The following is a 25,623-nucleotide window of genomic DNA, read 5'->3' as shown; positions in this document are numbered from 1 at the left end:
CTTATGAGAGAGAAAATAAAGTTGGAGGAAATAATGTGACAAAAGTATATTTTGTAAGACATGCTAAACCTGATTTTTCTGTTAAGGATGATTTATTACGTCCACTAACTGAAGAAGCTATGGAGGAAAGAAAAAAAGTAACAGAATTTTTGAAAGATAAAGATATTAAGAGAGTATTCTCCAGCCCATACAAGAGAGCTATTGATACAATAAAGCATTTTGCAAAAAGTATGAATTTAAACATTGATATTATTGATGATTTTAGAGAAAGAAAAGTTGATAGTGTATGGATAGAGGATTTTAATACATTTTCAAAAAAGCAGTGGTTAGATTTTAATTATAAATTAGATGATGGTGAATGCCTATATGAGGTTCAAAATAGAAATATAAGGGCTCTAATGCAGATACTTGCTGAAAATTCAGAACGCAACATTGCTATAGGTTCCCATGGTACCGCATTAAGTACAATAATAAACTATTTTAATAGAGAATTTGCATATGCTGATTTTGAAATGATTAAGGATCTAATGCCCTTTGTTGTTTGTTTTACTTTTGAGGGTCAAGCTATTATAAATATAGAGGAGTTCATTTTGGAGTAATAGTCATAATAAAAATTCTAGATAGATTGAATTTTTACTGGGGTGAAAAATGATAAGAATTATTCATAAATATTGGAATATATTTATTATACCTGTATGTCTAATTATTGGGTTAGTTAGACAAGAACATGGTAATTTGGGGTGTTAACAAAAGGGGTAGGGGTATGGTTTATATAGAAAAGAAATTCATAAAAAGGTCTAAAATCAGATTACTTCTTGGCAAGGTCTATTATTCCGCAGCAAGGTATAAGCAATGGTATTTTAGCGAAAAAAAATATTCCAGTACTGTTGTTGAAGAGAGATATCCCTGTGTTATTTTTGAACACAGAACACCTCTAATTCGAAAACTAAAGGATGTAGATATGTATCTACAATATAATAAAATAACAAACCTTAGGCTTGCTGTAGAGAAACTTAATGGGATTGTTATAAAAAGTGGCGAAACATTTTCATATTGGAATATTGTTGGGAAACCTACCTATAAAAAAGGCTACTTAGATGGTCTTGTATTGTGTGCCGATGGTACTTTTAAAGCAGGCGTAGGAGGAGGGCTCTGTCAGCTATCGAATCTCATATATTGGATGACATTACATACTGATTTAATAGTAACTGAAAGGCACAGACATAGTCATGACATATTTCCTGATGTTAATCGAACACAGCCTTTCGGAACAGGGGCTACCTGTTCATATAGTTCTTTGGACTTACAAATACATAATAATACTGATAAGCAATTTCAACTTGTAGTTTATTTGACGGATGAGAGTCTGGTAGGCCAGTGGAGAAGCTCAGAAATCTCTTTCCATAAGTATGAAGTATATGAAAAGGAACACTCAATAACCTCAGGGGTTTTTGGTGGCTATATTAGGAATAATGTGATATATAGGAAGTGTTATGATAATATAGGATTTATAAAAGATGAATATCTTACGGAGAATCATGCCTATATGACATACAATCCATATTTGAGTGAGAATACATGTGGATAAAATGTATATATTTCCTCCCTACTCAACCCCTAAAGATATTCTTAAGAAAGACGGAATAAAAACTAGTAATTCTCACTTCAATATAGAAGTTTCTGATTCCGTAAATATGATTGGGTTTGTCAAAGCAGATAGGTTAGTTAGATTTGTGGAACTACCAAGAAATTATGGTGGAGTTGATTTAACAAATTATATTAAATTTAATAGAGAAGAAACTAAATTTAATATAGTTCAAGATAAAAAGGCTATTCTTTTTATAAAAGGTAAGATAGGATCCTAAATCCCCATAATATTTAATGCAATAACATCAACAAGTATCAAATAAGAGTATAATTGTATTAGTTGGTTACAATATTGTTTTTAAATATTAAAATGATTGAAAGGTGTTATATATGACAAGAATTTATGAAACAGAAAGACTTGTGTTAAAAGTTTTGGATAAATCCTATGCACAGCAGGTTTTAGATTACTATTTAAGAAATAAGCTTTTTTTAGAAGAGTGGGAACCTGTAAAGAATAAAGAATTTTATACAATAAAGTATCAGAAAGAACAGCTGTATAATGAGTTAGCTGTTATTGAAAATAATAGAGCTTTCAGATTATGGCTTTTTAAAAAGGAAGATAGGAGCAGAATAATTGGTTCAGTTGGCTTTAACAACATTGTTAGAGGTGCCTTTCTTTCCTGTCATCTTGGTTATAAATTGGATAAGGATGAGTTAAACAGGGGATATATTACCGAGGCAATTAAAAAAGGAATTGACATCATGTTTAATGAATATGGACTCCATAGAATCGAAGCCAATATTATGCCTAAAAATAAGCGTTCCTTAAGAGTTGTGGAAAAATTGGGCTTTTACAATGAAGGACTAGCTTATAAATATTTAAGAATCAATGGCAAGTGGGAGGATCACATCCATATGGTTTTATTAAATGAAAACCTGTAATAAAAAAATAAACAAAATTGACTATTTTCTAAACTTTTGTTATACTTAAAAAACAAACTGAATTTAGTTATTGTTCTATAGGGTTCCGCAGCTATTTAACAGCTGGTCTGGTCCAAGATAGAACGCACAGCTCAGCTGTGTTCACGGAAGGATAAAAGCCTGGGAGATATTTTTTAAATATCCCTTGGCTTTTTTTATTTTAATATTATTATGAGGAGAGAAAAAATTATGCAATGGTTACTATTAATTATCGCAGGGTTATTTGAGGTGTGGTGGGCTATAGCCTTAAAGTATTCACAGGGATTTACAAAGCTTATCCCAAGTTTAATTACCATATTAGGTATGATAGCAAGCTTCTATTTCCTATCTTTAGCTTTAAAAAACCTACCTTTAGGAACTGCCTATGCAATATGGACAGGTATTGGAACAATTGGTACAGCAATTTTAGGAATAATCCTTTTTAAGGAACCAGTTGATGCTGCAAGATTAATCTGTATTGGTTTTATTATTACAGGTATAGTGGGACTTAAATTAGTATCTTCCAATTAATTGTGCAGTTTTATAGCATAAGCTGTTACAAAAGTCGAATTGACACATGTATATGCCAAAAGAAACGTCCCTCCGTCACATTCATTAAAAATTAACATATGAAAATTTTAGTATAATTATAAAAAAAGGTTGTGTGATTGTAATCCTTTTTAAGGTTAGTTATATTAATGGCTCAGCGAATATATGAATATTGTAAATTCAGCGAAAATAATGGAGGAATCTAGACTAAAATAATAATAAAAAGTTGTAAAACGTTAAAAAACCTAAAATTTTATGTTATAATAGTAAAGAACTTTATGCATTTTTGTGTAAAATTATGATTAAATAAGGAGCCACTACAATGATTGAGTTTAATAACGTGAGTAAAATTTACAACAATAATGTAACTGCCCTTAAAAATGTGGATTTAAGAATCGAAAGAGGAGAATTTGTTTTCCTAGTAGGCCCTAGTGGAGCTGGTAAGTCAACCATGATGAAAATGCTTTTAAAGGAAGTTGAACCTACTTCAGGAAATATAATTATTAATAACAATATTGAAATAAATAAGCTTAAAAAAAGTGAGATACCATTCTATAGGAGAAAAATAGGAGTTGTATTTCAGGATTTTAGACTTATTCCAACGATGAATGTATATGAAAATGTTGCCTTTGCGATGAGAGTCATTGAGGCTTCTACAAAGGATATAAGAAAAAGAGTACCTATGATGCTTTCTTTAGTTGGTTTATCAACTAAATTTAAGTCCTTTCCCCATGAACTTTCTGGTGGTGAACAGCAGAGAGTTGCCTTAGCAAGAGCAATTGTTAACAACCCCGCTATAGTAATTGCGGACGAGCCTACTGGTAATCTGGACCCTGAAACTGCAATGGGTATTATGGAAATATTAAGTGACATAAATAGTGCTGGAACAACAGTGGTAATGGCTACTCATGCTAAAGAAATAGTAGACGTTATGAAAAAAAGGGTTATTGCTATTGAAAAGGGTGAGATAGTCAGAGACGAAAAGAGGGGGTTATACGGATATGAAGATTAATACCTTTAAGCTTTTTGTAGGAGATGCAGAAAAAAATCTAAGACGAAACAGGACCATTACTACAGCCTCAATAGCTACAGTTGCGGCAACCTTATTTATAGTGGGAGTATTTTTACTTACAATATTAGATATTCAACAGCTTATGAAAGAAGTTGAATCTAAAGTAGAAATTAAGGTAGTTTTAAAGGATAATATAACTTACTCTCAGCAAAATAATTTGGAAAGTGCAATAAAAGCTACTCCAGGAGTTACAAATGTAAGTTATGAAACAAAAGAGCAAGCTTTGGAAAATTTAAGATCTCAATTAGGTGAAAAAAATAAAGCTTTAGTAGAAGGTTTAGATAAAGACAATCCAATGCCAAATTCGTATATTGTTAAGGTGCAGACCCCGCAGCAGGTGGTTTCAGTAGTTAACAGCATAAAAGATGATTCAGGTATTGATACAATTAAGGATGGAAGAGAATTTGTAGATAAAATAATTTCTATAAGCAATACAATAAAGTATGTTGGAATTGCCATGTTCATAATATTAATTGGTGTTTCCCTATTTTTAATAGGCAATACTATAAAGCTTACTGTATATGCTAGAAGAAGAGAAATAGGAATTATGAGATTTATCGGTGCTACTAATTGGTTTATTAGATGGCCTTTTATACTTGAAGGTGCCTTTATTGGTATTTTAGGTGGTATATTATCAACCGTTGTTTTATACTTTGGATATAACTTTATTTATGGTAAAACCACAACTGGTCTTTTATTAGTACAGCTAATTAGCCCAGGCTATGTGCTTGGTACCATGGGTATAGAGTTTATTTTAGGAGGAATTTTCATCGGTGTATTAGGAAGTATTATTGCCATGAGAAAGTTCCTATCAGTATAATAAAAAGCTGCAGCCCTATGACTTACTTTGCGTAATTAATTCATAGGGCTTTTGCTGCACCTATTGAACTACGTAGTTTTATGATTTTATAATTAGTTTTATGATTGGGGAGTTCAAAATGAAAAAAGGGTTATGTATTACTTTATCTTTAATGCTATGTATTTTATCCTTTAATAGTATTAAAGCAGATGAACTAACTGACGCACAGAAAAAAATGAATAACATAAACGGTTCTATTAACGATAAAAAAGACACTTTAAATGAAATTAATAAGCAAAGGTCTGATACACAAGCAAATATTAATGAATTAGACAAGAAGATGACAGCTTCTTCAAATAATTTAGGTGAATTAAATAATAAACTGTCAGCTTTAAGCACACAAATAGGTACACTTAATACTCAAATTGATGAAAGCAATAATAGTTTAAATGAAGAAAAAGAGCTATTTAAAAAAAGAGTCAGAGCAATGTATATTAGCGGAAATGAAGGGTATTTAGAGCTTTTACTAACTTCAAAGGATTTTTCTGATTTTCTAAGCAGAATGGATACGGTTGTTAAGCTTATGGATTATGATAATCAGTTGATTAGCACTATTGAAACTAAAAGTAAAGCCTTAGCTCTTCAAAAATCTGAACTTAATCAGAAGAAAACTGAAACTACAGTGGTTAAGCAGCAGGCAGACAGCAATTTAAAAGAATTGCAAGATAGTTCTGATAAGAAAAAGGAATTAATGACCTCCTTAGAAAAAGACAAAGTCTCCTATGAAAAAATGATTGAACAGGAGCAAAAGGAGTCTCAGCAGATTGCGCAAATAATTAAAACCATTCAGGCTCAAAGAGAAGCAGCTAAAAATAAGCCTAACAATGGTGGATCCAATGGTCCTGTTCTATCAGGTAATTCTTCAAGTATTGGAAAACTTTACTGTGTTACGGGAAAACCTGCCCTTATTACTTCTCCTTATGGCTGGAGGGTCCATCCAGTACTTGGCACCAAGAAATTCCATGCTGGAATAGACTTAGGTGTTTCCTCAGGCACGCCTATATATGCACTTGCTGATGGTGTAGTTATATATTCAGGCTGGATGGAGGGCTATGGAAACGTAGTTATGATAAACCATGGTAGTTTAACTAGTTTATACGGACATAATTCCTCTTTAGCTGTAAAAGTAGGACAAGCAGTCAAAGGCGGACAGCTTATTAGCTACTCTGGCAATACGGGACTATCAAGCGGACCTCACTTGCATTTTGAGATGAGGAAGGCAAATGGTGATACCACGGATCCAAATCCTTATTATGTGAAGTAAAGACAAGTAACTAATATGAAATAATATAATGAATAATGTGATAAATTTGCAAATGTTTTTGCAAATTTATTTTTTTTAGTGTTATAATTATTTAGTATTTATATAAATATATAGAGTGAAGATAGATATAATAATAGTAGTTACATAGTTTAAGAATAATGCATGGATGGGTCTGCTTTACATATAGAAAAAGAAAATAATGAATGATACTGATTGTTTTTGAATTAGGAGGTAGAAGCCCTAAATGGGCTTCTACGAGTAGTTTGCGAGCGGAAGCGAGTAATCTTAAATTACTCAGTGTTCCGACAAGAGGAGGGAAAAGAATTGAACAAGAAAAAGAAGTGGATAGCATGGACTGTCGCTATAGTTTTAGTGACCAATATTTTGACTTATTATGGAACAAAAAGATTATCATTAGTTCTGCCAAACGGCAAGATTATAGGTGCTCAGCAATATTCGGACGCCTCCAAGTTTCAGAAGCTTTTTGATGTGAGAAATCTTTTATATAAATTATATGATGGAAACATTGATGACAATACCTTGGTGGAAGGTGCAATTAAGGGAATGGCAGCTTCTCTAAATGATCCTTATACAGTGTTTATGAATCAAAAGGAATATGAGAACTTTAGCAGTCAAACAGAGGGAAGTTATTCCGGCGTAGGAATACAAATTGAAGTTAAAGACAACAATATAGTAGTACTCAGCACCTTTGAGGGCTCTCCTGCAAAAAAGGCAGGAGTACTTCCTGGAGATATAATTGAAAAAGTTAATGATACAGATGTTAACGGTAAAGAATATGATAAAGCAGTTACAATGATGAAGGGAGCTAAAGGTACAGATGTTAGCATTACTGTACTTAGAAACTCAAAGAATACCTATACATATAAAATGAAGAGAGATACCATAGCTTTAGAAACTGTCAGCGGAGAAATGCTTGCTGGCAATATTGCCTATATTAAGCTTTCAATGTTTGATGAAAATACAGGCAAAAATTTCAATAAGAAACTAACGGAACTCCAGAGTCAGGGAGCAAAGGGCCTCATTTTAGATTTAAGACAGAACCCCGGAGGACTCTTAACTACTTGTGTTGAAGTGGCATCTAACTTCATCCCAAAGGATAAGGTAATAGTATCTACAATTGATAAGAATAACAAAAAACAGGAATATGTTTCACAGGGTGGCAGCGCTATAGGTTTACCTCTTGTAGTTTTAACAGATGGCAATACTGCAAGTGCATCTGAAATAGTATCCGGAGCTGTAAGAGATTATAAAATAGGAACCTTAGTAGGAGAAAAGACCTTTGGAAAAGGCGTTGTCCAGACTCTTGTTGATACTGGAGATGGAACTGCCTTAAAGGTTACAATGGCTAAATACTATACTCCTAATGGAGAAAATATTCAAAAGAAGGGCATTCAGCCTGATATAACTGTAAAATATCCTGAAAATCTATTAAGTCAGCCTTATAACAGAAGTACAGATCCACAGTTTAATAAGGCATTAGAGATCATTAAAGGAAAGCTTAAATAATCTATATATAGGAGAATATATTTAATGAACATTTTACTAGGCACATTAAGGTCTATTGCTGCCACTTTACTGGATCCAGAGCTGGCGTTTATTCTACTAATATTGGCAGTGCTGCTATATAGACAAAATAAAAAAACAACTGTAATGCAGAAAATGATTATAGGAGATAGCCTTAATTCTGCTCTTGAATTAACAATTTCACAAATTGTTATTGGTATATTTGCTGGAGTCCTTGGAAGTCTTATGTTGTCCTTTTTAGGAGTAGCTTTTGATGTTGATTCCTCCATATTCTTAATTTTTCTGATCTCCATATTTTTTATGTTTTGGAAACCGCGATATACTTGCTTTTCCTATTCAGGAGCCATTTTAGGCTTTGTAAGCTTATTTTTAGAGTTAGTATCTAAGGTTTATGCTGGAGTAAAAGTTAATATATTAGGGACTGTAATAAATTTATCAGATGTAAATGTGCTTAAGATAGATATTTGGGCATTAATAACAATGATAGCGGTACTTCATTTTGTGGAAGGGCTGCTTGTAATAATTGATGGGAAAAGTGGAGCGATTCCTGTTTTCACCAATAAGAATGATAGAATAATTGGAGGGTTCGCACTTAGAAGAAGCTGGGTACTTCCAATAGCCTTATTCTTCATAGTTAGCAATGCCCAAAGCTTAGGTACTACACAAAATATTGCCACTCCGAATTGGTGGCCACTTTTAAAATCCTCATCCCTTCTGCATATGGCAAAGGATGCAGCTGTTTCAATGTTAGCCTATTATGGAGTTATTGGTTATAATTCCATAACCTTTACCAAGAACAAGGAAGAAAAAGCAGCAAGCTCTGGAATTGCTCTATTATTATACAGTATTTTTATATTTCTAATGGCACAGCTTGCGCCACTAGGATATATTTATAAGTTGATAATAATAATAATAACACCAGTATCACATGAACTTATACTGAATATTCAAAGATACTTCGAAGTAAATGGGAAACCAAAGTATGTAAGCAGTGATGAAGGAATAATGGTATTAGAAGTTGCGCCTAATTCTCCAGCCTTCGAAATGGGAATTAAAAGCGGCGACTTACTAGTTGAGCTTAACGATAAGAAGATATTAGATGAAAGAGATGTTGTAACTGCAGGAAAAGCTGGTTTTACCTATATAAGCTTTAAGCTTAAAAGAGGGCTTGGAAAGCTTCAAGAGGTAAGCTACAACAAGCTAAACAGTGAATCAAGGCTGGGTATAGTTCTTGTCCCTAAAAATATCCCAGGTGACAGTACTGTAGTTAGATACGATGAAAATAAATTCCAAGATATTTTAGATAAAATGAAGAAAAAATAATGCGGCATGGGGACGTTACTCCTGTCATATATAACACGGAGGACGCTGAGGGATTATTAGGAGTACTACTGCTAAAACCCTTCAGTGTCTTCTGTGTTTTCTGAATTTTAATTTAGTAAAAAAACATTGTAAAACTAAAAAATTAAGAGTATTAAATTTCTTGACAGTGAAAAGGTATAAGTATAAAATAATAAATATCGAACATGTGTTCATATTTTACATATGAAATGTACGGAGGTCCAAATGAATGAATTTAAGATTAATTCAAAATTTAAACCCACAGGAGATCAGCCTGAGGCTATTGATAGCATTGTAGATGGATTAAATAGAGGAGAGCACTGTCAGACTCTTCTTGGAGTAACTGGTTCAGGCAAAACCTTTACCATGGCTAATATAATTGAAAGAGTTCAAAGACCAACCTTGGTGCTTGCTCATAATAAAACTCTTGCAGCACAGCTTTGTTCGGAATTTAGAGATTTCTTTCCAGATAGTGCTGTAGAATATTTTGTATCATATTATGATTATTATCAGCCTGAAGCCTATGTACCTCAAACTGATACCTTCATAGAAAAGGATGCATCTATTAATGATGAAATTGATAAGCTTCGCCACTCAGCCACTGCAGCTCTTTTTGAAAGAAGAGATGTTATAATTGTAGCTTCAGTATCCTGCATATATGGACTTGGTAATCCTGAGGAATACAGGAACTTAACTATTTCCTTAAGGGAGGGCATGGAAAAGGACAGAGACGAGGTAATAAAGAAGCTTATTGAGATTCAATATGAAAGAAATGAAATTAACTTTGTAAGAGGAACCTTTAGAGTCAGGGGAGATGTGCTGGATATTTTTCCAGCAGGGTCTACAAGTAAGGCAGTGAGAGTAGAGTTCTTCGGAGATGAAATTGATAGAATAAGAGAATTTGATGTGCTTACTGGAGAAATTTTAGGCTCAAGAAATCATATATCTATTTTCCCAGCTTCTCACTTTGCTACTTCCTATGAAAAGCTTGAAGTAGCTATTAAAAAAATAGAGGAGGAGCTTGAGGAAAGGCTTGTGGAGCTCACCTCTCAGGATAAGCTTTTAGAAGCTCAAAGGCTTAAGCAAAGGACTAATTTTGATATAGAGATGATTAGAGAAGTTGGCTACTGCAGCGGTATAGAAAATTATTCAAGAATCCTAGACGGAAGACCGGCTGCAACACCACCTCAAACTTTAATTGACTATTTTCCAAAGGATTTGTTAATATTTATAGATGAAAGTCATGTTACTCTTCCTCAGGTAAGAGCAATGTATGCTGGTGACCGTTCAAGAAAGGAAACCCTTGTAGGCTACGGCTTTAGACTTCCAAGTGCCTTTGATAACAGACCCTTAAAATTTCAAGAGTTTGAGAAGAAAATAAATCAAGTCTTATTTGTAAGTGCTACTCCAGGTCCTTATGAAAAGGAACACTCAACCAATACAGCAGAGCAGATTATTAGGCCTACAGGACTCTTAGATCCTGAAATAGTAATTAGGCCAGTAAAGGGACAAATAGATGATTTATATGGAAATATTAAAAGCACGATAGAACGCGGCTTTAGGGTACTTGTAACCACACTAACCAAGAAAATGGCTGAGGATCTTACCAAGTATTTTAAGGAAATGGGCATAAAGACAAACTATCTTCACTCAGACATCGATTCTATTGAAAGAATGAAGGTTATAAGAGACTTAAGAATGGGTGAATTTGATGTTTTAGTAGGAATTAACCTTTTAAGAGAAGGCCTTGATATACCAGAGGTGGCACTTGTGGCAATTTTGGATGCGGATAAGGAAGGCTTTTTACGTTCTGAAACCTCTCTGATTCAAACCATTGGAAGAGCTGCAAGAAACTCTGAAAGCAAGGTTATTATGTATGCAGATGTAATCACTAAATCCATGGACAAAGCTATCAATGAAACTAACAGAAGAAGAAAAATTCAAATGGAATATAATGAGAAACATGGTATTGTTCCTACAAGTATTAAAAAAGAGATACGTAGTATACTTGAAGTATCAATGGTTGCTGAAGAGGAAGCTAAATATGACAGCCTTGAAGAGGCAATAGAGGGCAGCAATGAAAATATACAAAAGCTTATTGATAAATATGAAATAGAGATGTCTCAGGCTGCAAAGGATCTTCAGTTTGAAAGAGCAGCACAGCTTAGAGATATGATATTTAAGCTGAAGAAACAAAAAACAAAGAAATAAATGAAGAATGAAGAATAATTCCATATAAATATGTTTTTTTACAAAGAAAGAAATTCATCATTCACAATTTACAAAATTACCTGGAGGTTTACATGAAAGATAAAATAATAATAAAAGGTGCTAGGGTTCATAATCTAAAGAACGTTAGCCTTGAAATACCTAGAGATAAATTTGTTGTGTTTACTGGCCTTTCTGGTTCTGGAAAGTCTTCCCTAGCTTTTGATACCTTATATGCAGAAGGTCAAAGAAGATATGTAGAGTCACTTTCTGCCTATGCGAGACAATTTTTAGGACAGATGAATAAACCAGATGTAGATTATATAGAGGGCTTATCCCCTGCTATTTCCATAGATCAAAAAACTACCAGCAGAAATCCACGTTCTACAGTAGGTACCGTAACTGAGATCTACGATTACCTAAGACTTTTATATTCAAGAATAGGTGTGCCTCATTGTCCTAAATGCGGTAAGGAAATTAAGCAGCAGACCGTAGATCAAATGGTAGATAAAATTATGGAGATGCCTGAAAGAACAAAACTGCAAATACTTGCTCCTATTATAAGAGGAAGAAAAGGTGAGCATATTAAGGCAATTGAAAATATTAAAAAGAATGGTTTTGTTAGAGCAAGAATAGATGGAGAAATTGTTGAACTATCAGAAGATGAAGTAACGCTTGAAAAAACTAAGAAGCATAATATTGAGGCTGTGGTTGATAGGCTTGTAGTTAAAGAAGATATTAGGAGCAGACTTGCAGATTCCTTGGAAACGGCTTTGGCTCAAGGAGAAGGCCTTGTTATTGTAAACTTAATAGATAAGGGAGATATATTATTTAGTGAGAAGTTTGCTTGTCCAGACTGCGGCATTAGTATAGAAGAGCTTGCACCAAGAATGTTTTCTTTTAATTCTCCCTTTGGAAAATGTGATGAGTGTGATGGACTTGGAACACTTATGGAGCTGGATGAAGACCTAATAATACCTGATAAGACCAAGAGTGTTTCTGAAGGTGCCATAATTCCTTGGAGCGGTACCAGCGGAAAGGATGATTCCTGGACTTACAGTGTTCTAAAAGCACTGGCTGCGGAATATAATTTCAGCTTAGATACTCCAATAGAGGATTTGGACCCTGAAATTGTAAAGATACTTTTGTACGGTACTAATGGAAAGAAAGTTAAGGTAAGGTATGAAAGGGAAACCGGTATTGGGGAATTCAACCATACTTTCGAAGGAGTTATTAACAACTTAAAAAGAAGATACTTTGAAAGTAATTCTGATTACATTAAAAACGAAGTAGAAAGCTATATGAGTAATTCTCCTTGTCCGAAGTGCAAGGGTGCAAGGCTTAAACCTGAAGTTTTAGGCGTTACTGTGGGAGACAAAAATATTTATGAGCTTTGCCTCTTATCTATAAGGGATGAACTAGAATATATTGAAAGCCTTCAGCTGTCTGAGAAGGATACCATAATAAGTAATCAAATACTTAAGGAAATTAAAAGCAGGCTGAGATTTTTAGTGGATGTTGGCCTAGATTACTTAAACTTGTGGAGAAATGCTGGTACACTATCGGGAGGAGAAGCACAGAGAATCAGGCTTGCTACTCAAATAGGATCAAGCCTTGTAGGAGTACTTTATATACTTGATGAGCCAAGTATAGGGCTTCACCAGAGAGATAATGACAAGTTAATCGGAACCCTTAAACATTTAAGAGACCTAGGAAATACTCTTGTTGTAGTTGAACATGACGAGGATACCATGAGAGCCGCAGACTGCATAGTGGACATTGGCCCTGGGGCAGGAGAACATGGTGGTGAAGTTGTTGCAGTAGGAACCTTAGATGAAATTGCTAAATGTGAAAATTCAATTACAGGCCAATATATAAGCGGCAAGAAGAAGGTTCAGGTACCTGACAATAGAAGAAAGCTAAGCGGCAATTATATTACTGTTCAAGGTGCAGGGGAAAACAATTTAAAGAATATAAATGTGAAATTCCCACTAGGTGTATTTACAGCAGTAACAGGAGTTTCAGGTTCAGGTAAAAGTACTCTTGTAAATGAAATACTCTATAAGGGTTTAAATAAAAAGCTTAATAATTCAAAGGACATACCAGGTAAGCATAAGGAAATATTAGGTGTAGAATATATTGATAAGATTATAGATATAGATCAAAGTCCAATTGGACGAACACCAAGATCAAATCCAGCCACCTATACTGGAGTGTTTGATATTATCCGTGAGGTTTTTTCTACAACCTCTGAGGCCAGAATGAGGGGCTATAAACCAGGAAGATTCAGCTTCAATGTAAAGGGTGGACGTTGCGAAGCCTGCAGCGGCGATGGTATTATAAAAATAGAAATGCAGTTTTTATCTGATGTTTACGTACCTTGTGAAATCTGCAAGGGTAAAAGGTATAATAGGGAAACCTTGGAGGTAAAATATAAGGGTAAAAATATAGACGAAATACTTAATATGACTGTTGAGGAAGCCTTAGATTTCTTCCAAAACCTTCCTAGAATTAAAAATAAAATGGAAACACTTATGGATGTTGGACTAGGTTATGTTAAACTTGGTCAGCCGTCAACTCAATTATCAGGAGGAGAAGCTCAAAGAATTAAGCTAGCTTATGAGCTTTCAAAAAGAAGTACTGGTAAAACCTTATATATACTTGATGAGCCAACAACAGGGCTTCATGTAGATGATGTCAACAGGCTTATTCAAATTCTCCAAAGGTTAACTGATGGGGGAAACACAGTTATAGTAATTGAACATAACTTAGATGTAATTAAATCAGCAGACTACCTCATTGATCTAGGACCTGAAGGAGGAGAAAAAGGCGGAACAATTATAGCTTCCGGAACCCCAGAAGAAATTGCAAAAGTTAAAAAATCCTTCACAGGACAATATTTAAAAAAGATGTTATAATGGTTTAAGTAAGGCTAGCATAGGATAATATGCTAGCCTTATTTAATTAACAATAAAAAAATGATGCATGTTTTGTAATGTAAAACTATAATTATTTATTAGAGTCTTTTTTAGAAGAAATGATTCAATTATTAATTATTATGATAAATTGTTAATGTAAATCATTAATTCAATTTACGAAAGGAAGTGGAAATATTGGACTTTAGCAGACTGACTACGATATTTAGGTTTATTATAATCGGAATTGTTTATATTATAATTTTTTATGCTCTTAGCATCATGTATAAGGATATAAAATCAGGAGGAAAGAAGAAAACTACTAGTAAGAAGAAAGCTTTTGGCCTTGAAGTGCTGGATGCAGGTGAGAACTCCATTTTAAAAAGAGGTGGAATAATACCTATTCACGGAGAACTGACTATTGGCAGAAGAGACAGCAACATGCTTGTATTAGATGATCAATTTGTATCTGGAAATCATGCTAGAATATTTATTAAAAATACAGATAATATGATAGAGGATTTAGGAAGCACAAATGGTACTGAGTTAAATGAAGAAAGACTTGAAGATAGGGTTATTCTTAAAGTTGGAGATGAAATTAAAATAGGAAGTGCTTTATTTAAGGTTATAGGATAGGTGATAGAATGGATAACATAAAGGACGAAAAGAAGCTCTTAAGGTATGTATACCTGCTTTGTATCGTTTGTTTTGTAAACCTTGCACTTGTAAAACAGCCCATTGACAAGGGGGCACTCATTATTGCAGCTATTATAATTACCTTAATAGCATATTCTCATTTTATAATTAGAAGATTTTATCCTGATGGGGATAAATACATATTCGTTTTAGCAAGTGCTCTTTCTGTAATAGGTCTTGCCGTAATTTATAGGATAAATCAATCACTGGCAGTTAAGCAAGTAATGTGGTTTGCCTTAGGAGTTGCAGGCTTCATTATTATAGTTGTAATGCTGCCTGATTTAAAGCGGTTTGCTAAATATAAATATTTTTATTTAGCCTTAACTATTATATTTATGGGCGCTTCTCTGCTCATAGGAACTGAGGAATTGGGAGCAAAAAACTGGATTAAAATTGGAGGCTTTAGTTTGCAGCCTTCAGAATTTGGAAAGCTTTTTTTAGTTGCATATTTAGCAACTGCCTTAAAGGATTATAAGAATCGCAAAAACTTAATAGAGCCAGCTATAGTGGTTATGATTTGTCTTGGTTTTATGATGCTGCAGAAGGATTTAGGAACTGCGCTTATTGTTTTTGCACTATCTGTTACTATACTTTATATAGCAACTTCAAAATTTAAATATGTTCTAGTATGCTTAGTTCTTTTTGTAATTGGTGGATACCTAAGCTATAAACTTTTCGGTCATGTAAGAGTAAGATTCATGATTTGGAAGAACCCATGGGCTTATGCAAATGGGGATGGCTACCAAATTGTTCAATCCTTAATTGCTATTTCCTGGGGAGGACTTTTTGGAAGAGGAATCGGCTTTGACTACCCACAATATATTCCTGTAAATGTTTCTGACTTTATTTTTACAGTTATATGTGAAGAGCTTGGCATTATTTTAGGACTGGGACTTATAATAATTTATTTCTTGCTATTTTATCGTTGCATGAGAGCCGCTGTTTTAGTAGAAGACAATTTCTCTAGACTGGTTGCAGTGGGCTATAGTGCCATAATTGCATCTCAAGCCTTAGTAATACTTGGAGGAGTTATTAATTTAATACCTCTTACAGGTATAACTTTGCCTCTAATAAGCTACGGTGGAACTTCCATGCTCATAACATTTTTCTCACTTGGAATTTTGCAGAAGATTTCAGAAGGAGAGTAATGGCATCCATATGAGTTATTACTTATTAATTATAAATTAAAATCGGAGGTCTTTTTATGGATGGTGATATTTCCAATAACATTAAAAAAGTATTGATAGTATTCCTGCTTTGCTTTTTAGTGATTATTTCATATATAACTTATTTTGAGCTTTATAAAGCACCAGATATAGCTAAAAGCCAATATAATAAAAGGCTTTGGGCTATTAGAAATGAGGTGCTTAGAGGGACTATTTATGATAGAAATATGAAAGCACTTACTACAAGTGAAAGAGTTAATACGGAGACTCAAAAGAGAACCTATACTGGAGGACCCCTATTTGCACATGCTCTTGGCTATGTGGATATTAAATATGGAATTACAGGTCTTGAAAGAAAATATGACTCGGAGCTTATGCAGACACAAACACCAGATCTTTTAACTCTTATAAAAAATAAGGGAAAAAGTGAAGAAAAAGTAGGGGATAATTTAAAAACTACTTTAGACTACAATATTCAAAAAACAGCTTATGACCTTTTAGGAGACAATAGAGGTGCGGTGGTGGCCTTAAACCCAAAAACAGGAGAGGTTTTAGCCTTAGTTTCCAAGCCCTCCTTTGATCCAAATAACTTATCTGACACCTGGGCAGCAATAAATAAGGATCCTAGTCTCCCACTAATTAACAGAGCAACCTCTGGAATGTACCCTCCAGGCTCAACCTTTAAAACTATTACTGCAATAAGTGCTCTGGAAAATATAAATAATGTTACAAATAAACATGTTGAAGATAAGGGTAAGATTGTTTTTAATTCAAAAGAGTCCCTTTCCAACTTTAATGGAGAAGTACTTGGAAACATAGGCTTTAAACAGGCCTTTTATGAATCCAGCAATGTATATTTCGGTACCTTAGGCATGGAATTAGGAAATACAAAACTAAAGGCAACAGCTGAACAATTTTATTTTAATAAAAATATTCCTGCTGATGGCATTTCTATTGAAAATAGTAAGTTTCCTACTTTAAAAAGTAATGAAAAAGGAAACTTAGCTATGACTGCTATAGGTCAAGGGGAGGTACTTGCAACACCAATGCAGATGGCTTTAATTGCAAGCACAATAGCCAATGACGGTACAATGATGGAACCGTACATAGTAAGTCAGGTTATGGACAGCAAGGGAAATCCAATTAGAAATATTTCTCCTAAGGGTATTGGGACAATATTATCAAAAGACAATGATGCTATTATGAAAGATATGATGAGAAGCGTTGTAACCAGCGGTACAGGAACAGCTGCAGCTATTCCAGGAATAAATGCAGCTGGAAAGACAGGTACTGCTGAACATGATAATGATCCAAGTAAACCACCTCATTCTTGGTTTATAGGCTTTGCTCCCTATGATAATCCTCAGATTGCTGTTGCTGTAATTGTGGAAGATGGGGGCCAAGGAGGTATAGCAGCTGCAAAAATAGCTGGCCAGGTAATGAAAACCGCACTTGGTAAGTAACATTAATTAATTGCTAGTAATAAAGAAATAGTTGAAATTAAACAAAACGAAATTAGCGGAAATATATAAAATATGTGGAATGAGCATATTTTATATATTTCCGCTATTTTATACTGTTATGTGGCTTTAAAACTGTTTGTGCTAAGTTGATAAATTCCTTGGCAGCTTTGGATATATATTTACCCTTTCTGTATGCAACCACCAGTGTTCTTGTTGCCTTAAACTCTTCTAATGAAAAATACATGGGATGTTCTAAAAACCTGTTAAAGCTTGCTATTGTATCAGGTATAAAGGTAATTCCCATTCCAGCGGCAGCAAAGGCATGTGCTGCTTCTATACTTTCTGTCTCAAGTATGATTTTAGGCCTGAAACCTGCTTGCTCACAAAGATAGGCTGAAATTTGATGTAATTTTTGATTTTGTTTAAGAAGAATAAAAGGTTCATCACGCAGGCTGCTTAGTTCAATCTTATGCCTAGTCTTCATATCTATTTCATTAGCCTTAAATTTTTCACATGCGGGATGGTGAGGTGGAAGGGCCAGCAAGATTTCTTCTTCCATAATTGGATCATAAGAAAAATGATCCTCATTTATTGGCAAAGTCATAATAGAAATATCTGTAACTCCTTTAACGGCCAGATCGTATAACTCTGGTGAGGTTCCTTCTATAAGAACTACATCTATTCCAGGAAACTTCTCATAAAAGGAAGGAAGAAGCATTGGCATAATATAGGTACTTCGAAAAGTGGAAAGGCCTATAACAAGTCTGCCTTTTTTAAAATCCACGATGTCTTCCATTTGCTGTGATAACTGCATATTTAAATCTAAAATGTGTTTGGCTGTTTCAGCGTATAGTTCCCCAGCATAGGTAAGTCTAAGGGGGGAGGTAGATCGATCAAAGAGTTCCACCCCAAGTTGCTGTTCTAATTTTTGAATATATTGACTAAGTGAGGGCTGTGCTATATATAACTTTTGCGCAGCCTTTGAAAAACTTCTTTCTTCTGCCACCATAAGCATATATTTAAGTTGACGAAAATCCATAGTAACCTCCTAGTATTCCTCTTTACTGGGTAACCTGTACACAACCATTCCCACCAGCTAGGTTACCCGCAAAAGTCCATTTAGGACTTTTGCCTGCACACAACAATTATCAATTGTTATGCTCTCTGTATAGGTAAAAACCTATATAAATTATAAAGATTATAGTATTAGTTATATTACAATTTCAATGATACAATAAATATAAGAAGAAAACAATTGTAAAGAAAGTATAATATAACCTAACACAGTAGAAATCTCCCATTCTCTAAGCATAGCGTAGGTGGTGGGAGCATGACACGCGATTACTTAATTAATGATAGAGTAAACAAGAATTGCCTAGGGTAAAAAAAGACGTTGTAGAGAGGGAAAAGGCTTAATAGATGATTAACTTGATAATAACTTTAATTATAGGCTTAATAGGAGGACTTACAGCACTTCGTTTAAAAGTTCCTGCAGGTGCTATGGTAGGAGCAATGCTGTCAGTAGCAATATTTAACGTAATAACAGGAAGCGCTTATCTTCCTCAAGATGTAAGAATAATTACCCAAATTGCAGCAGGTGCTTTTATTGGATCAGGCATTAAATACAAAGATGTATTAGATTTAAAAAAAATGCTAAAACCAGCGATTTTAATGGTTACCACTATGATAGTTTTAGATTTACTTATGGGGCTTATTATGTATAAAATCACAGGCATTAATTTAGTTACAGCTCTTTTTGCCTGTGCTCCAGGTGGAATTGTTGATATGTCACTTATAAGCAATGATTTAGGTGCAGATTCCTCAAAGGTAGCTATATTGCAAATGGTAAGACTTATGTGCGTATTTATTATTTTTCCGCCATCTTTGAAATTCTTGTCCTCACGAATAAATAAATCTGAAAAAAGTGATGAAAACCCAGATTTAATTATCTGCAGCAATAGCGTTGATGCATCAATGCAGGCTGCAGCAGCCACTAAGGAAAAAAGCAGCTCAAAAGAAAAAGTAAGTAATCTTATACTTACACTTACTGTGGCTTTAGCAGCAGGTTTAATTGGCTATAAACTGAAGATTCCTGCAGGGGCATTGACTTTTTCCATGCTTTCAGTTGGGGCTTTCAGTGTGATTTTTAATAGGGGATATATGCCCTTAAATTTACGCAGACTTACCCAAGTATTTGCCGGGATACTTATTGGAGAAAGAATGACCTATGGAAATATAGTAGAACTTAAAGGAATTATTTTGCCGGCATTAATACTTTTAGTGGGAATAATTCTGGTAAACCTATGTATAGGTATTTTTATAACCAAGGTTTGCGGACTGGAATTAATTACTTCACTTTTAGCAAGTGCACCAGGAGGGGTATCGGATATGGCTCTTATTGCAAAGGATCTTGGCGGAGATGCACCTAAAGTAGCTATTCTCCAGCTTGCACGATATGTATGCGTAATAGCCACTTTCCCATTTTTAGTTAAGTTTATCAGCTCACTGTAATTATAAACTAATTTGCAGTAAACTGATAGCCAATCCCCCAAACCGTCTTAATAAATTTTGGCTTGCTTGGAACCTTCTCAATTTTGTCTCTTAAATATTTTATATAAACCATAATACTATTATCATCAGAAGAATTATCTTGCCATACCTGCTGATATAGTTCCTGCTTTGAATATACTTGATTTGGATGTTCCATGAAGAATTTTATAAGCTTTGTTTCCTTTGAGGATAATTTAATTTCTACCTCCTCCTTATAGAACTTATAGCTTTTTAAATCAAATTTAAAGCATCCATTAATTATAAGATTACTAGGAATATCATTTTGAGAAATTTCTTTGTGCCTTTTAAGTTGGGATTTAACCTTAGCAAATAGCACAGTAGGACTAAAGGGCTTAGTAATATAGCTGTCAGCTCCTAAGTCCAGACCCTTTATAATATCTTCATCTTGATTTTTACCACTTAAGAATATAATAGGTATTTGTAAATTGTGCTTTCTAATTTCTTCTGCTACTTCATACCCTGAAATATCATCCATTAATATATCTAATATAATTAAATTAAAGTTATATTTGTTTATCATTTCAAGAGCTTGCCTACCGTTTTCAGCTTGAAAAACCATCATGTTTTCATTTGCTAATATCTTGCAGATTAATTTTCTTATAGGTTCTTCGTCTTCAACAATGAGAATTTTAGTTTGTTCCATAATTACCTCGTATCATAAAAAGATTAAATTATCATCTTATATTGATTAATTTAATTATATTAAAAATAAGCTTTAAAAATCAATAACTAAAATACTAAATTTCAATATAACATTAAAAGCTTTATGTGAAGCCTAAGATATATTATAATTATTATTAAGTTGTTTTCATAGAAGAATATAATTTATGGGGTGTGCAGAGGTGGCAAAATCATTGTTAAAGAAGTTCATGGATAGTGTGAATTTTCGATTTGTAAAGGCTAGAATTTGTATAGGTATTGCATTAGTGGCAATTTTATGCCTGCTTACCTATATTACCTATGATCAATACAAAAATACAATTGTAGTTCAGCAGCAGCAAAGTATGCTTGGTACCTCCAGGTCCATTTCTCGGAGTATAGAGCTTTTTATAAACGAAGTTGCTGATAGTATGAAAATAATCACTTTAGATAATAAATTTGTTAAGACTTTTACTGGTGTTGACAAGACTCAAAGGATTAATGCTTCTATGGAGGAATTAAAGTCTTATTATCTTGCACAGGGAGAGGCTATTGATACCGTAAGGATCTTTGATAAAGAAGGAAAGGCTATAGCAGAATATCCTCAAGGTCTTAAAAATAATGACGTTGCAATAAATGAGGATTTAAAAACGGCAATTAATAAAAAAAGCACCTATATAGGAAATGCCTATATGGATAAAGGCAGAAATATTTTTATTTTAAATATATATCAACCAATCTACGATGGAGAAACTTTCAGGGGAATAATCTCGGCAACAGTAAATCTAGATGTTTTATATGATAAATTAATTGCGCCTGTAAAAATTGGAGAAAAAGGCTATGCCATGGTAAAGGATCAAGAGGGCATCATAATTATGCATCAAGTAAAAGAGCAGGTGGGAATGGATGTTATTGAATCAAGAAAGCAAGTTTTTCCTGGCCTGGATTATACTGAACTGGAAAATTTAATTAAAGACCAACTTACAGGCAAGGAAGGAACCGCAATTTATCATTCATACTGGTGGGCAGATGCAGGTAATAAGGAACTGACTAAGGCAAAGAAGCTTAATGCCTATACACCTGTAGAGCTAGGAGATCACTTTTGGGTGGTTGCACTAACTATGTCCTATGATGAGATTCAAGGTCCTATAAACAAATTTTTACTAAAAATTATTGCTATAGATGGTTTAATAGCAATCCTTATATATATATTTGTAACAACATTAATCAGAATGAAAAGGAACAAGGAAGAGCTTGAAAAAGAAACTAAATATTTAAAGATGCTGAATGAAACCTCTGAGCAGCTGCGAAAAAAGGAATCAGAGCTTTTTCATTCAGAGAGATTAAAAATGATTGGAACTCTTGCAGGTGGAATAGCTCATGATATAAACAATCTGCTAACCCCTATTCTTGGTTACTCAGAGCTAATGCTTATGAGTTTGCCTCAAGATAGTGAATACTATGAGGATGTTGACGAGATATTTAAGGCTTCAAAAAAAGGTAAGGATTTAATCGAACAGATTTTAGTTTTCAGCAGAAGTGATAAAGAAATAACTAAGCTGGAACTTATTAATGTAAATGAAGTGACAAAAGAAACAATAAAGTTATTGAAAGCAATTTTACCTAAGAATATAAAACTTCAGTTAGATTTTAATAACGCAGCAGGGTATGTGAAAGCTAATTTTACACAAATACACCAGGTTATATTTAATTTATGTACTAATGCTTTTCAAGCTATTAAAGGCAAAGAGGGCTTGATAAAAATAACTTTAACCAATATTAATGGTACAAAAGCACAGGAAATAAATAAAGCCCTGCATAGGCAAAATAATTATATTGAACTTACTGTTGAAGATAATGGCTGCGGTATGAATGAAGAAACTAAGGAAAGAATATTTGACCCTTTCTTTACCACAAAAGCCATGGGTGAAGGAACAGGCCTTGGACTTTTTGTCGTTCACAACATAATAGACAAATATAAGGGTATTATAACTGTTGACAGTGAGGTGGGAGTAGGTACTGCTATTAAGGTTTATTTACCGCTGGTAGAGGAAGAAGTAATAGTTGAAGGCACTGAAAACATTAAAAGTATTCAAACTAAAAATAAAAAAATACTTCTAGTTGATGATAATGTAAAGGTCACTAAAGTGCTGAAGAAGGGACTTGAGCACCTAGGCTATAATGTGGTCTCGGAAACAGACAGCTTAAAGGCTCTAAAGCTTTTTCAAGCAGATACTAATAGATTTGATTTACTTATAACTGACTATATGATGCCTAACATGAATGGAAGTGAGCTAGCAGCAAAGGTGAAGGAACTTAGAAGTGATGCGTTAGTAATTATTATGACTGGATATATTGACGGAAACGAAAAGGAAATAAATAACAATGAGGCTGCTGATGCTTACATTTTAAAACCTATAGAATTGGCCAAGCTTTCAAGTTTAATAGAAAAGATTTCTTAGAAAATCTTTTCTATTATTTTTCTGCTTTTGAATAAAAGTTAGAACTAGCATAGAAAAGTTGCATATCACATTAAAATTTATGCTAAAATCTATATATAATATATTCTGTTTAATAAAGAGAGGGAGTTTTCATAATGGATTATATAGATAAACTAGTTGAAAGCACGGATTTCAGTCAGAATAAACCTATAAGTGATGTTGTTTATGAAAGCTTAAGAAAAACCATAATAAGTGGCATTATTCCAGTTGGTGAAAGAATTATAGAAAAAGAATATGCTGAAAGATTGAATATAAGCAGAACCCCAATTAGAGAAGCACTAAGAAGACTTGAAATGGAGGAATTAGTAGAATATCTGCCAAGAAAAGGTGTTGTGGTGAAAAAGATTTCTACTGAAGACGTCATAGAAATTTATAAAATAAGACACAGTTTAGAAGTACTAGCTGCAATCAATGCCATGGATAATATAACTTTAGAAGAGATTAATGAAATAGAAAAACTCCTTGATTTAACTGAAGAACAAAACAGAGCAGGTAAGGTTGAAGAGGTAATTAAATTATTTGGTGAATTTAATACTAGAATTTATAGAGCCAGCAGAATGAAAAGATTAGAAAGTATGATCAGCAGGTTAAACGAATACCTTCAAAGGTTTAGGAATATTTCCATTTCGGAAAATGAAAGAAGAGAAGAAGGCATTAAGGAGCATAGAGAAATTTTAAAGGCCATAATAGAAAAAGATAAGGAAGGCATAGAGTTTATTATAAAAAAGCACCTGGAATACTCACTAATTATAGTAACCTCGGAGATTAAAGATTAGTTAGAAGGCTAATTTATAAAGCATATAACATATAAAAAGAAGAATAACCCTTCATGGTTATTCTTCTTTTTATATGTAAAAAAACACAAAAAATACACTAAAGAACATCAAAAAAACTTTAGTGGGAACTATGTTTATTTTATAATTAACTTAAATACTGGCCGGTAATGAATTTAGCGTATTGAATTAATAATTGCTTAATACAATAAAAAAAGCAGGACGCAAAATAATTAATCATTGTTTTGTGCTTCAAAGGAATACAGGAGGCATGAAGATTAATAATCTTCATGTACCCCAGAGGAAAACAGGAGGGAAATCATGAAGCTAATGAAAAACTCAATAGCTGGAACTTTAGAATCTAGTGACATCCAAATAATTATAGAACCTACAGAAGAAGCTGGAATACAAATTGAGCTTAACAGTAGTGTAGAAAGACAGTATGGGAGACAAATAAGAAAGGTAATAACTGAAACCTTAGAAAATCTAAAAGTAGAGAATGCTAGAATAATAGCTGCAGATAAAGGGGCTTTAGATTGCACAATTAAGGCAAGAGTACAATGTGCAGCCTATAGAGCAGCAGGTATAAAAGAGAAATTTGATTGGGAGGCCGTATAGTTATGGAGAGATTAAGAAGAACAATGATGTTCCTTCCAGCAAGTAATCCAAGTATGGTTAGGGACGCTTACATTTATGGTGCAGACTCTCTCATGTTTGACCTAGAGGATGCAGTTGCCTTAACTGAAAAGGATTCCGCTAGATTTTTAATATATAATGCATTAAAAACTATAGATTATGGAAATACAGAATTAGTTGTAAGAATAAATGGACTGGATTCTCCCTTTGGAAGAGAGGACATAGAGGCTGTTGTTAGAGCTGGAGTACATGTTATAAGACTTCCTAAAACTGAAAGAAAGGAAGACATACATGCAGTAGAAGCTGTTATAGAAGAAGTAGAAAGAAAGTGCGGTAGAGATGTTGGAAGTACAAAGATGATGGCGGCAATTGAAAGCCCAATTGGGATAATTAATGCCTTTGAAATTGCCACTGCAAGTAAAAGGCTAATAGCAGTAGCTCTAGGAGCAGAGGACTATGTAACAAATCTTAAGACAAAGAGGTATCCTGACGGCATGGAGCTTTTAGGAGCTAGAAGCCAGATTGTTATTGCTGCAAGAGCTGCAGGAATTTATGCCTTGGATACAGTTTATACAGAGGTTGATAATGAGGAAGGCTTTAGAAGAGAAGTAGAACTTATTAAACAGCTTGGATTTGATGGTAAGTCTGTTATTAATCCAAGACAGATTAAGCCAGTACATGAGATTTACACACCATCAGAAAAAGAAATTAATAAGTCAATTTCTATAGTAAGAGCTGCTAAAGAAGCAGAAGAAAAAGGCCTTGGAGTTATTTCTGTAAATGGAAAAATGGTAGATAAGCCTATAGTGGAAAGAGCTGAAAGAATACTTCAGTTAGCTGCTGCATCAGGCCTAAATGTGAATGCATAAGGAGGTTAA

The 25,623-nt window shown here is 33.7% G+C and carries 22 protein-coding genes and 1 riboswitch; of the genes, 20 read left to right on the top strand and 2 right to left on the bottom strand.

What is annotated here, in order from left to right:
* Positions 1–35: 35 nt before the first annotated feature.
* The 15 genes from ACJDUH_RS13110 (at position 36) to ACJDUH_RS13040 (ending at position 17,625) form a co-directional block, all read left to right on the top strand.
* Positions 36–599, top strand: a complete 564-nt coding sequence (locus tag ACJDUH_RS13110; protein WP_406765652.1) for a histidine phosphatase family protein — start codon at positions 36–38, stop codon at positions 597–599.
* 164 nt (positions 600–763) lie between these two features.
* Positions 764–1,588, top strand: a complete 825-nt coding sequence (locus ACJDUH_RS13105; protein WP_406765651.1) for a VanW family protein — start codon at positions 764–766, stop codon at positions 1,586–1,588.
* The gene (locus ACJDUH_RS13100; protein WP_406765650.1) at positions 1,581–1,865 is read left to right on the top strand and encodes a hypothetical protein; all 285 of its coding nucleotides are present in this window, start codon (positions 1,581–1,583) and stop codon (positions 1,863–1,865) included. Before ACJDUH_RS13105 ends, ACJDUH_RS13100 begins: the two co-directional genes overlap by 8 nt.
* A gap of 112 nt (positions 1,866–1,977) precedes the next feature.
* Positions 1,978–2,529 (top strand): GNAT family N-acetyltransferase, encoded by a 552-nt coding sequence (locus tag ACJDUH_RS13095; RefSeq protein WP_406765649.1) that lies wholly within the window; start codon positions 1,978–1,980, stop codon positions 2,527–2,529.
* Positions 2,530–2,595: 66 nt separating this feature from the next.
* Positions 2,596–2,697, top strand: a riboswitch (guanidine-I (ykkC/yxkD leader).
* A gap of 60 nt (positions 2,698–2,757) precedes the next feature.
* A complete protein-coding gene (gene sugE / locus ACJDUH_RS13090; RefSeq protein ID WP_406765648.1) occupies positions 2,758–3,078 on the top strand; it encodes a quaternary ammonium compound efflux SMR transporter SugE in 321 nt (106 codons plus the stop codon).
* A 340-nt stretch (positions 3,079–3,418) separates the two neighbouring features.
* Complete coding sequence (gene ftsE / locus ACJDUH_RS13085; RefSeq protein ID WP_406765647.1) at positions 3,419–4,108, top strand: cell division ATP-binding protein FtsE; 690 nt, start codon at positions 3,419–3,421, stop codon at positions 4,106–4,108.
* Positions 4,098–4,988 carry a permease-like cell division protein FtsX gene (gene ftsX / locus ACJDUH_RS13080; RefSeq protein ID WP_406765646.1) on the top strand — a complete coding sequence of 297 codons (891 nt, stop codon included), beginning with the start codon at positions 4,098–4,100 and terminating at the stop codon, positions 4,986–4,988. Before ftsE ends, ftsX begins: the two co-directional genes overlap by 11 nt.
* A gap of 118 nt (positions 4,989–5,106) precedes the next feature.
* Complete coding sequence (locus tag ACJDUH_RS13075; RefSeq protein WP_406765645.1) at positions 5,107–6,291, top strand: murein hydrolase activator EnvC family protein; 1,185 nt, start codon at positions 5,107–5,109, stop codon at positions 6,289–6,291.
* Between the two features lie 324 nt (positions 6,292–6,615).
* Entirely contained in the window at positions 6,616–7,818 is a 1,203-nt protein-coding gene (locus tag ACJDUH_RS13070; protein WP_406765644.1) for a S41 family peptidase, read from the top strand.
* Between the two features lie 24 nt (positions 7,819–7,842).
* Positions 7,843–9,159 (top strand): PDZ domain-containing protein, encoded by a 1,317-nt coding sequence (locus tag ACJDUH_RS13065; RefSeq protein WP_406765643.1) that lies wholly within the window; start codon positions 7,843–7,845, stop codon positions 9,157–9,159.
* Between the two features lie 243 nt (positions 9,160–9,402).
* Entirely contained in the window at positions 9,403–11,388 is a 1,986-nt protein-coding gene (uvrB, locus tag ACJDUH_RS13060) for an excinuclease ABC subunit UvrB (protein ID WP_406765642.1), read from the top strand.
* Positions 11,389–11,480: 92 nt separating this feature from the next.
* Positions 11,481–14,303, top strand: coding sequence for an excinuclease ABC subunit UvrA (gene uvrA, locus ACJDUH_RS13055; RefSeq protein WP_406765641.1), 2,823 nt, complete (start codon positions 11,481–11,483; stop codon positions 14,301–14,303).
* A gap of 195 nt (positions 14,304–14,498) precedes the next feature.
* A complete protein-coding gene (locus tag ACJDUH_RS13050; protein WP_406765640.1) occupies positions 14,499–14,936 on the top strand; it encodes an FHA domain-containing protein in 438 nt (145 codons plus the stop codon).
* A gap of 8 nt (positions 14,937–14,944) precedes the next feature.
* Positions 14,945–16,144 (top strand): FtsW/RodA/SpoVE family cell cycle protein, encoded by a 1,200-nt coding sequence (locus ACJDUH_RS13045; RefSeq protein ID WP_406765639.1) that lies wholly within the window; start codon positions 14,945–14,947, stop codon positions 16,142–16,144.
* Between the two features lie 56 nt (positions 16,145–16,200).
* Positions 16,201–17,625, top strand: a complete 1,425-nt coding sequence (locus tag ACJDUH_RS13040) for a peptidoglycan D,D-transpeptidase FtsI family protein (RefSeq protein ID WP_406765638.1) — start codon at positions 16,201–16,203, stop codon at positions 17,623–17,625.
* A 103-nt stretch (positions 17,626–17,728) separates the two neighbouring features.
* On the opposite strand, the gene ACJDUH_RS13035 is transcribed toward ACJDUH_RS13040, so the two are convergent.
* Complete coding sequence (locus tag ACJDUH_RS13035) at positions 17,729–18,664, bottom strand: LysR family transcriptional regulator (RefSeq protein ID WP_406765637.1); 936 nt, start codon at positions 18,662–18,664, stop codon at positions 17,729–17,731.
* 380 nt (positions 18,665–19,044) lie between these two features.
* Here ACJDUH_RS13035 and ACJDUH_RS13030 point away from each other — a divergent pair, with 380 nt between their 5' ends.
* Complete coding sequence (locus tag ACJDUH_RS13030; RefSeq protein WP_406765636.1) at positions 19,045–20,136, top strand: AbrB family transcriptional regulator; 1,092 nt, start codon at positions 19,045–19,047, stop codon at positions 20,134–20,136.
* Between the two features lie 7 nt (positions 20,137–20,143).
* Here the strand turns inward: ACJDUH_RS13030 and ACJDUH_RS13025 are convergent, their stop codons facing one another.
* The gene (locus tag ACJDUH_RS13025) at positions 20,144–20,839 is read right to left on the bottom strand and encodes a response regulator transcription factor (RefSeq protein WP_406765635.1); all 696 of its coding nucleotides are present in this window, start codon (positions 20,837–20,839) and stop codon (positions 20,144–20,146) included.
* 226 nt (positions 20,840–21,065) lie between these two features.
* On the opposite strand from ACJDUH_RS13025, the gene ACJDUH_RS13020 reads away from it, so the two are divergent.
* The 4 genes from ACJDUH_RS13020 (at position 21,066) to citE (ending at position 25,614) form a co-directional block, all read left to right on the top strand.
* Complete coding sequence (locus tag ACJDUH_RS13020; protein WP_406765634.1) at positions 21,066–23,297, top strand: cache domain-containing protein; 2,232 nt, start codon at positions 21,066–21,068, stop codon at positions 23,295–23,297.
* A gap of 134 nt (positions 23,298–23,431) precedes the next feature.
* Entirely contained in the window at positions 23,432–24,112 is a 681-nt protein-coding gene (locus tag ACJDUH_RS13015; RefSeq protein WP_406765633.1) for a GntR family transcriptional regulator, read from the top strand.
* 318 nt (positions 24,113–24,430) lie between these two features.
* A complete protein-coding gene (gene citD, locus ACJDUH_RS13010) occupies positions 24,431–24,727 on the top strand; it encodes a citrate lyase acyl carrier protein (protein WP_406765632.1) in 297 nt (98 codons plus the stop codon).
* 2 nt (positions 24,728–24,729) lie between these two features.
* The gene (gene citE / locus ACJDUH_RS13005) at positions 24,730–25,614 is read left to right on the top strand and encodes a citrate (pro-3S)-lyase subunit beta (protein ID WP_406765631.1); all 885 of its coding nucleotides are present in this window, start codon (positions 24,730–24,732) and stop codon (positions 25,612–25,614) included.
* The last annotated feature ends 9 nt before the right edge of the window (positions 25,615–25,623 follow it).

Origin of the sequence: Candidatus Clostridium radicumherbarum (genome assembly GCF_045310525.1) — a bacterium.
Lineage (GTDB): Bacteria > Bacillota > Clostridia > Clostridiales > Clostridiaceae > Clostridium_AT > Clostridium_AT radicumherbarum.
The sequence above is the reverse complement of the archived record's forward strand: the minus strand, read 5'-3'. Positions and strand labels throughout refer to the sequence as shown.

What these genes read in the sequence shown, in the direction of transcription:
- ACJDUH_RS13105 (WP_406765651.1), top strand. Translation starts at nt 764, where the DNA reads ATGGTTTATATAGAAAAGAAATTCATAAAAAGGTCTAAAATCAGATTA.
- ACJDUH_RS13095 (WP_406765649.1), top strand. Translation starts at nt 1,978, where the DNA reads ATGACAAGAATTTATGAAACAGAAAGACTTGTGTTAAAAGTTTTGGAT.
- sugE (WP_406765648.1), top strand. Translation starts at nt 2,758, where the DNA reads ATGCAATGGTTACTATTAATTATCGCAGGGTTATTTGAGGTGTGGTGG.
- ftsE (WP_406765647.1), top strand. Translation starts at nt 3,419, where the DNA reads ATGATTGAGTTTAATAACGTGAGTAAAATTTACAACAATAATGTAACT.
- ftsX (WP_406765646.1), top strand. Translation starts at nt 4,098, where the DNA reads ATGAAGATTAATACCTTTAAGCTTTTTGTAGGAGATGCAGAAAAAAAT.
- ACJDUH_RS13075 (WP_406765645.1), top strand. Translation starts at nt 5,107, where the DNA reads ATGAAAAAAGGGTTATGTATTACTTTATCTTTAATGCTATGTATTTTA.
- ACJDUH_RS13065 (WP_406765643.1), top strand. Translation starts at nt 7,843, where the DNA reads ATGAACATTTTACTAGGCACATTAAGGTCTATTGCTGCCACTTTACTG.
- uvrB (WP_406765642.1), top strand. Translation starts at nt 9,403, where the DNA reads ATGAATGAATTTAAGATTAATTCAAAATTTAAACCCACAGGAGATCAG.
- uvrA (WP_406765641.1), top strand. Translation starts at nt 11,481, where the DNA reads ATGAAAGATAAAATAATAATAAAAGGTGCTAGGGTTCATAATCTAAAG.
- ACJDUH_RS13045 (WP_406765639.1), top strand. Translation starts at nt 14,945, where the DNA reads ATGGATAACATAAAGGACGAAAAGAAGCTCTTAAGGTATGTATACCTG.
- ACJDUH_RS13040 (WP_406765638.1), top strand. Translation starts at nt 16,201, where the DNA reads ATGGATGGTGATATTTCCAATAACATTAAAAAAGTATTGATAGTATTC.
- ACJDUH_RS13035 (WP_406765637.1), bottom strand. Translation starts at nt 18,664, where the DNA reads ATGGATTTTCGTCAACTTAAATATATGCTTATGGTGGCAGAAGAAAGA.
- ACJDUH_RS13030 (WP_406765636.1), top strand. Translation starts at nt 19,045, where the DNA reads ATGATTAACTTGATAATAACTTTAATTATAGGCTTAATAGGAGGACTT.
- ACJDUH_RS13025 (WP_406765635.1), bottom strand. Translation starts at nt 20,839, where the DNA reads ATGGAACAAACTAAAATTCTCATTGTTGAAGACGAAGAACCTATAAGA.
- ACJDUH_RS13020 (WP_406765634.1), top strand. Translation starts at nt 21,066, where the DNA reads ATGGATAGTGTGAATTTTCGATTTGTAAAGGCTAGAATTTGTATAGGT.
- ACJDUH_RS13015 (WP_406765633.1), top strand. Translation starts at nt 23,432, where the DNA reads ATGGATTATATAGATAAACTAGTTGAAAGCACGGATTTCAGTCAGAAT.
- citD (WP_406765632.1), top strand. Translation starts at nt 24,431, where the DNA reads ATGAAGCTAATGAAAAACTCAATAGCTGGAACTTTAGAATCTAGTGAC.
- citE (WP_406765631.1), top strand. Translation starts at nt 24,730, where the DNA reads ATGGAGAGATTAAGAAGAACAATGATGTTCCTTCCAGCAAGTAATCCA.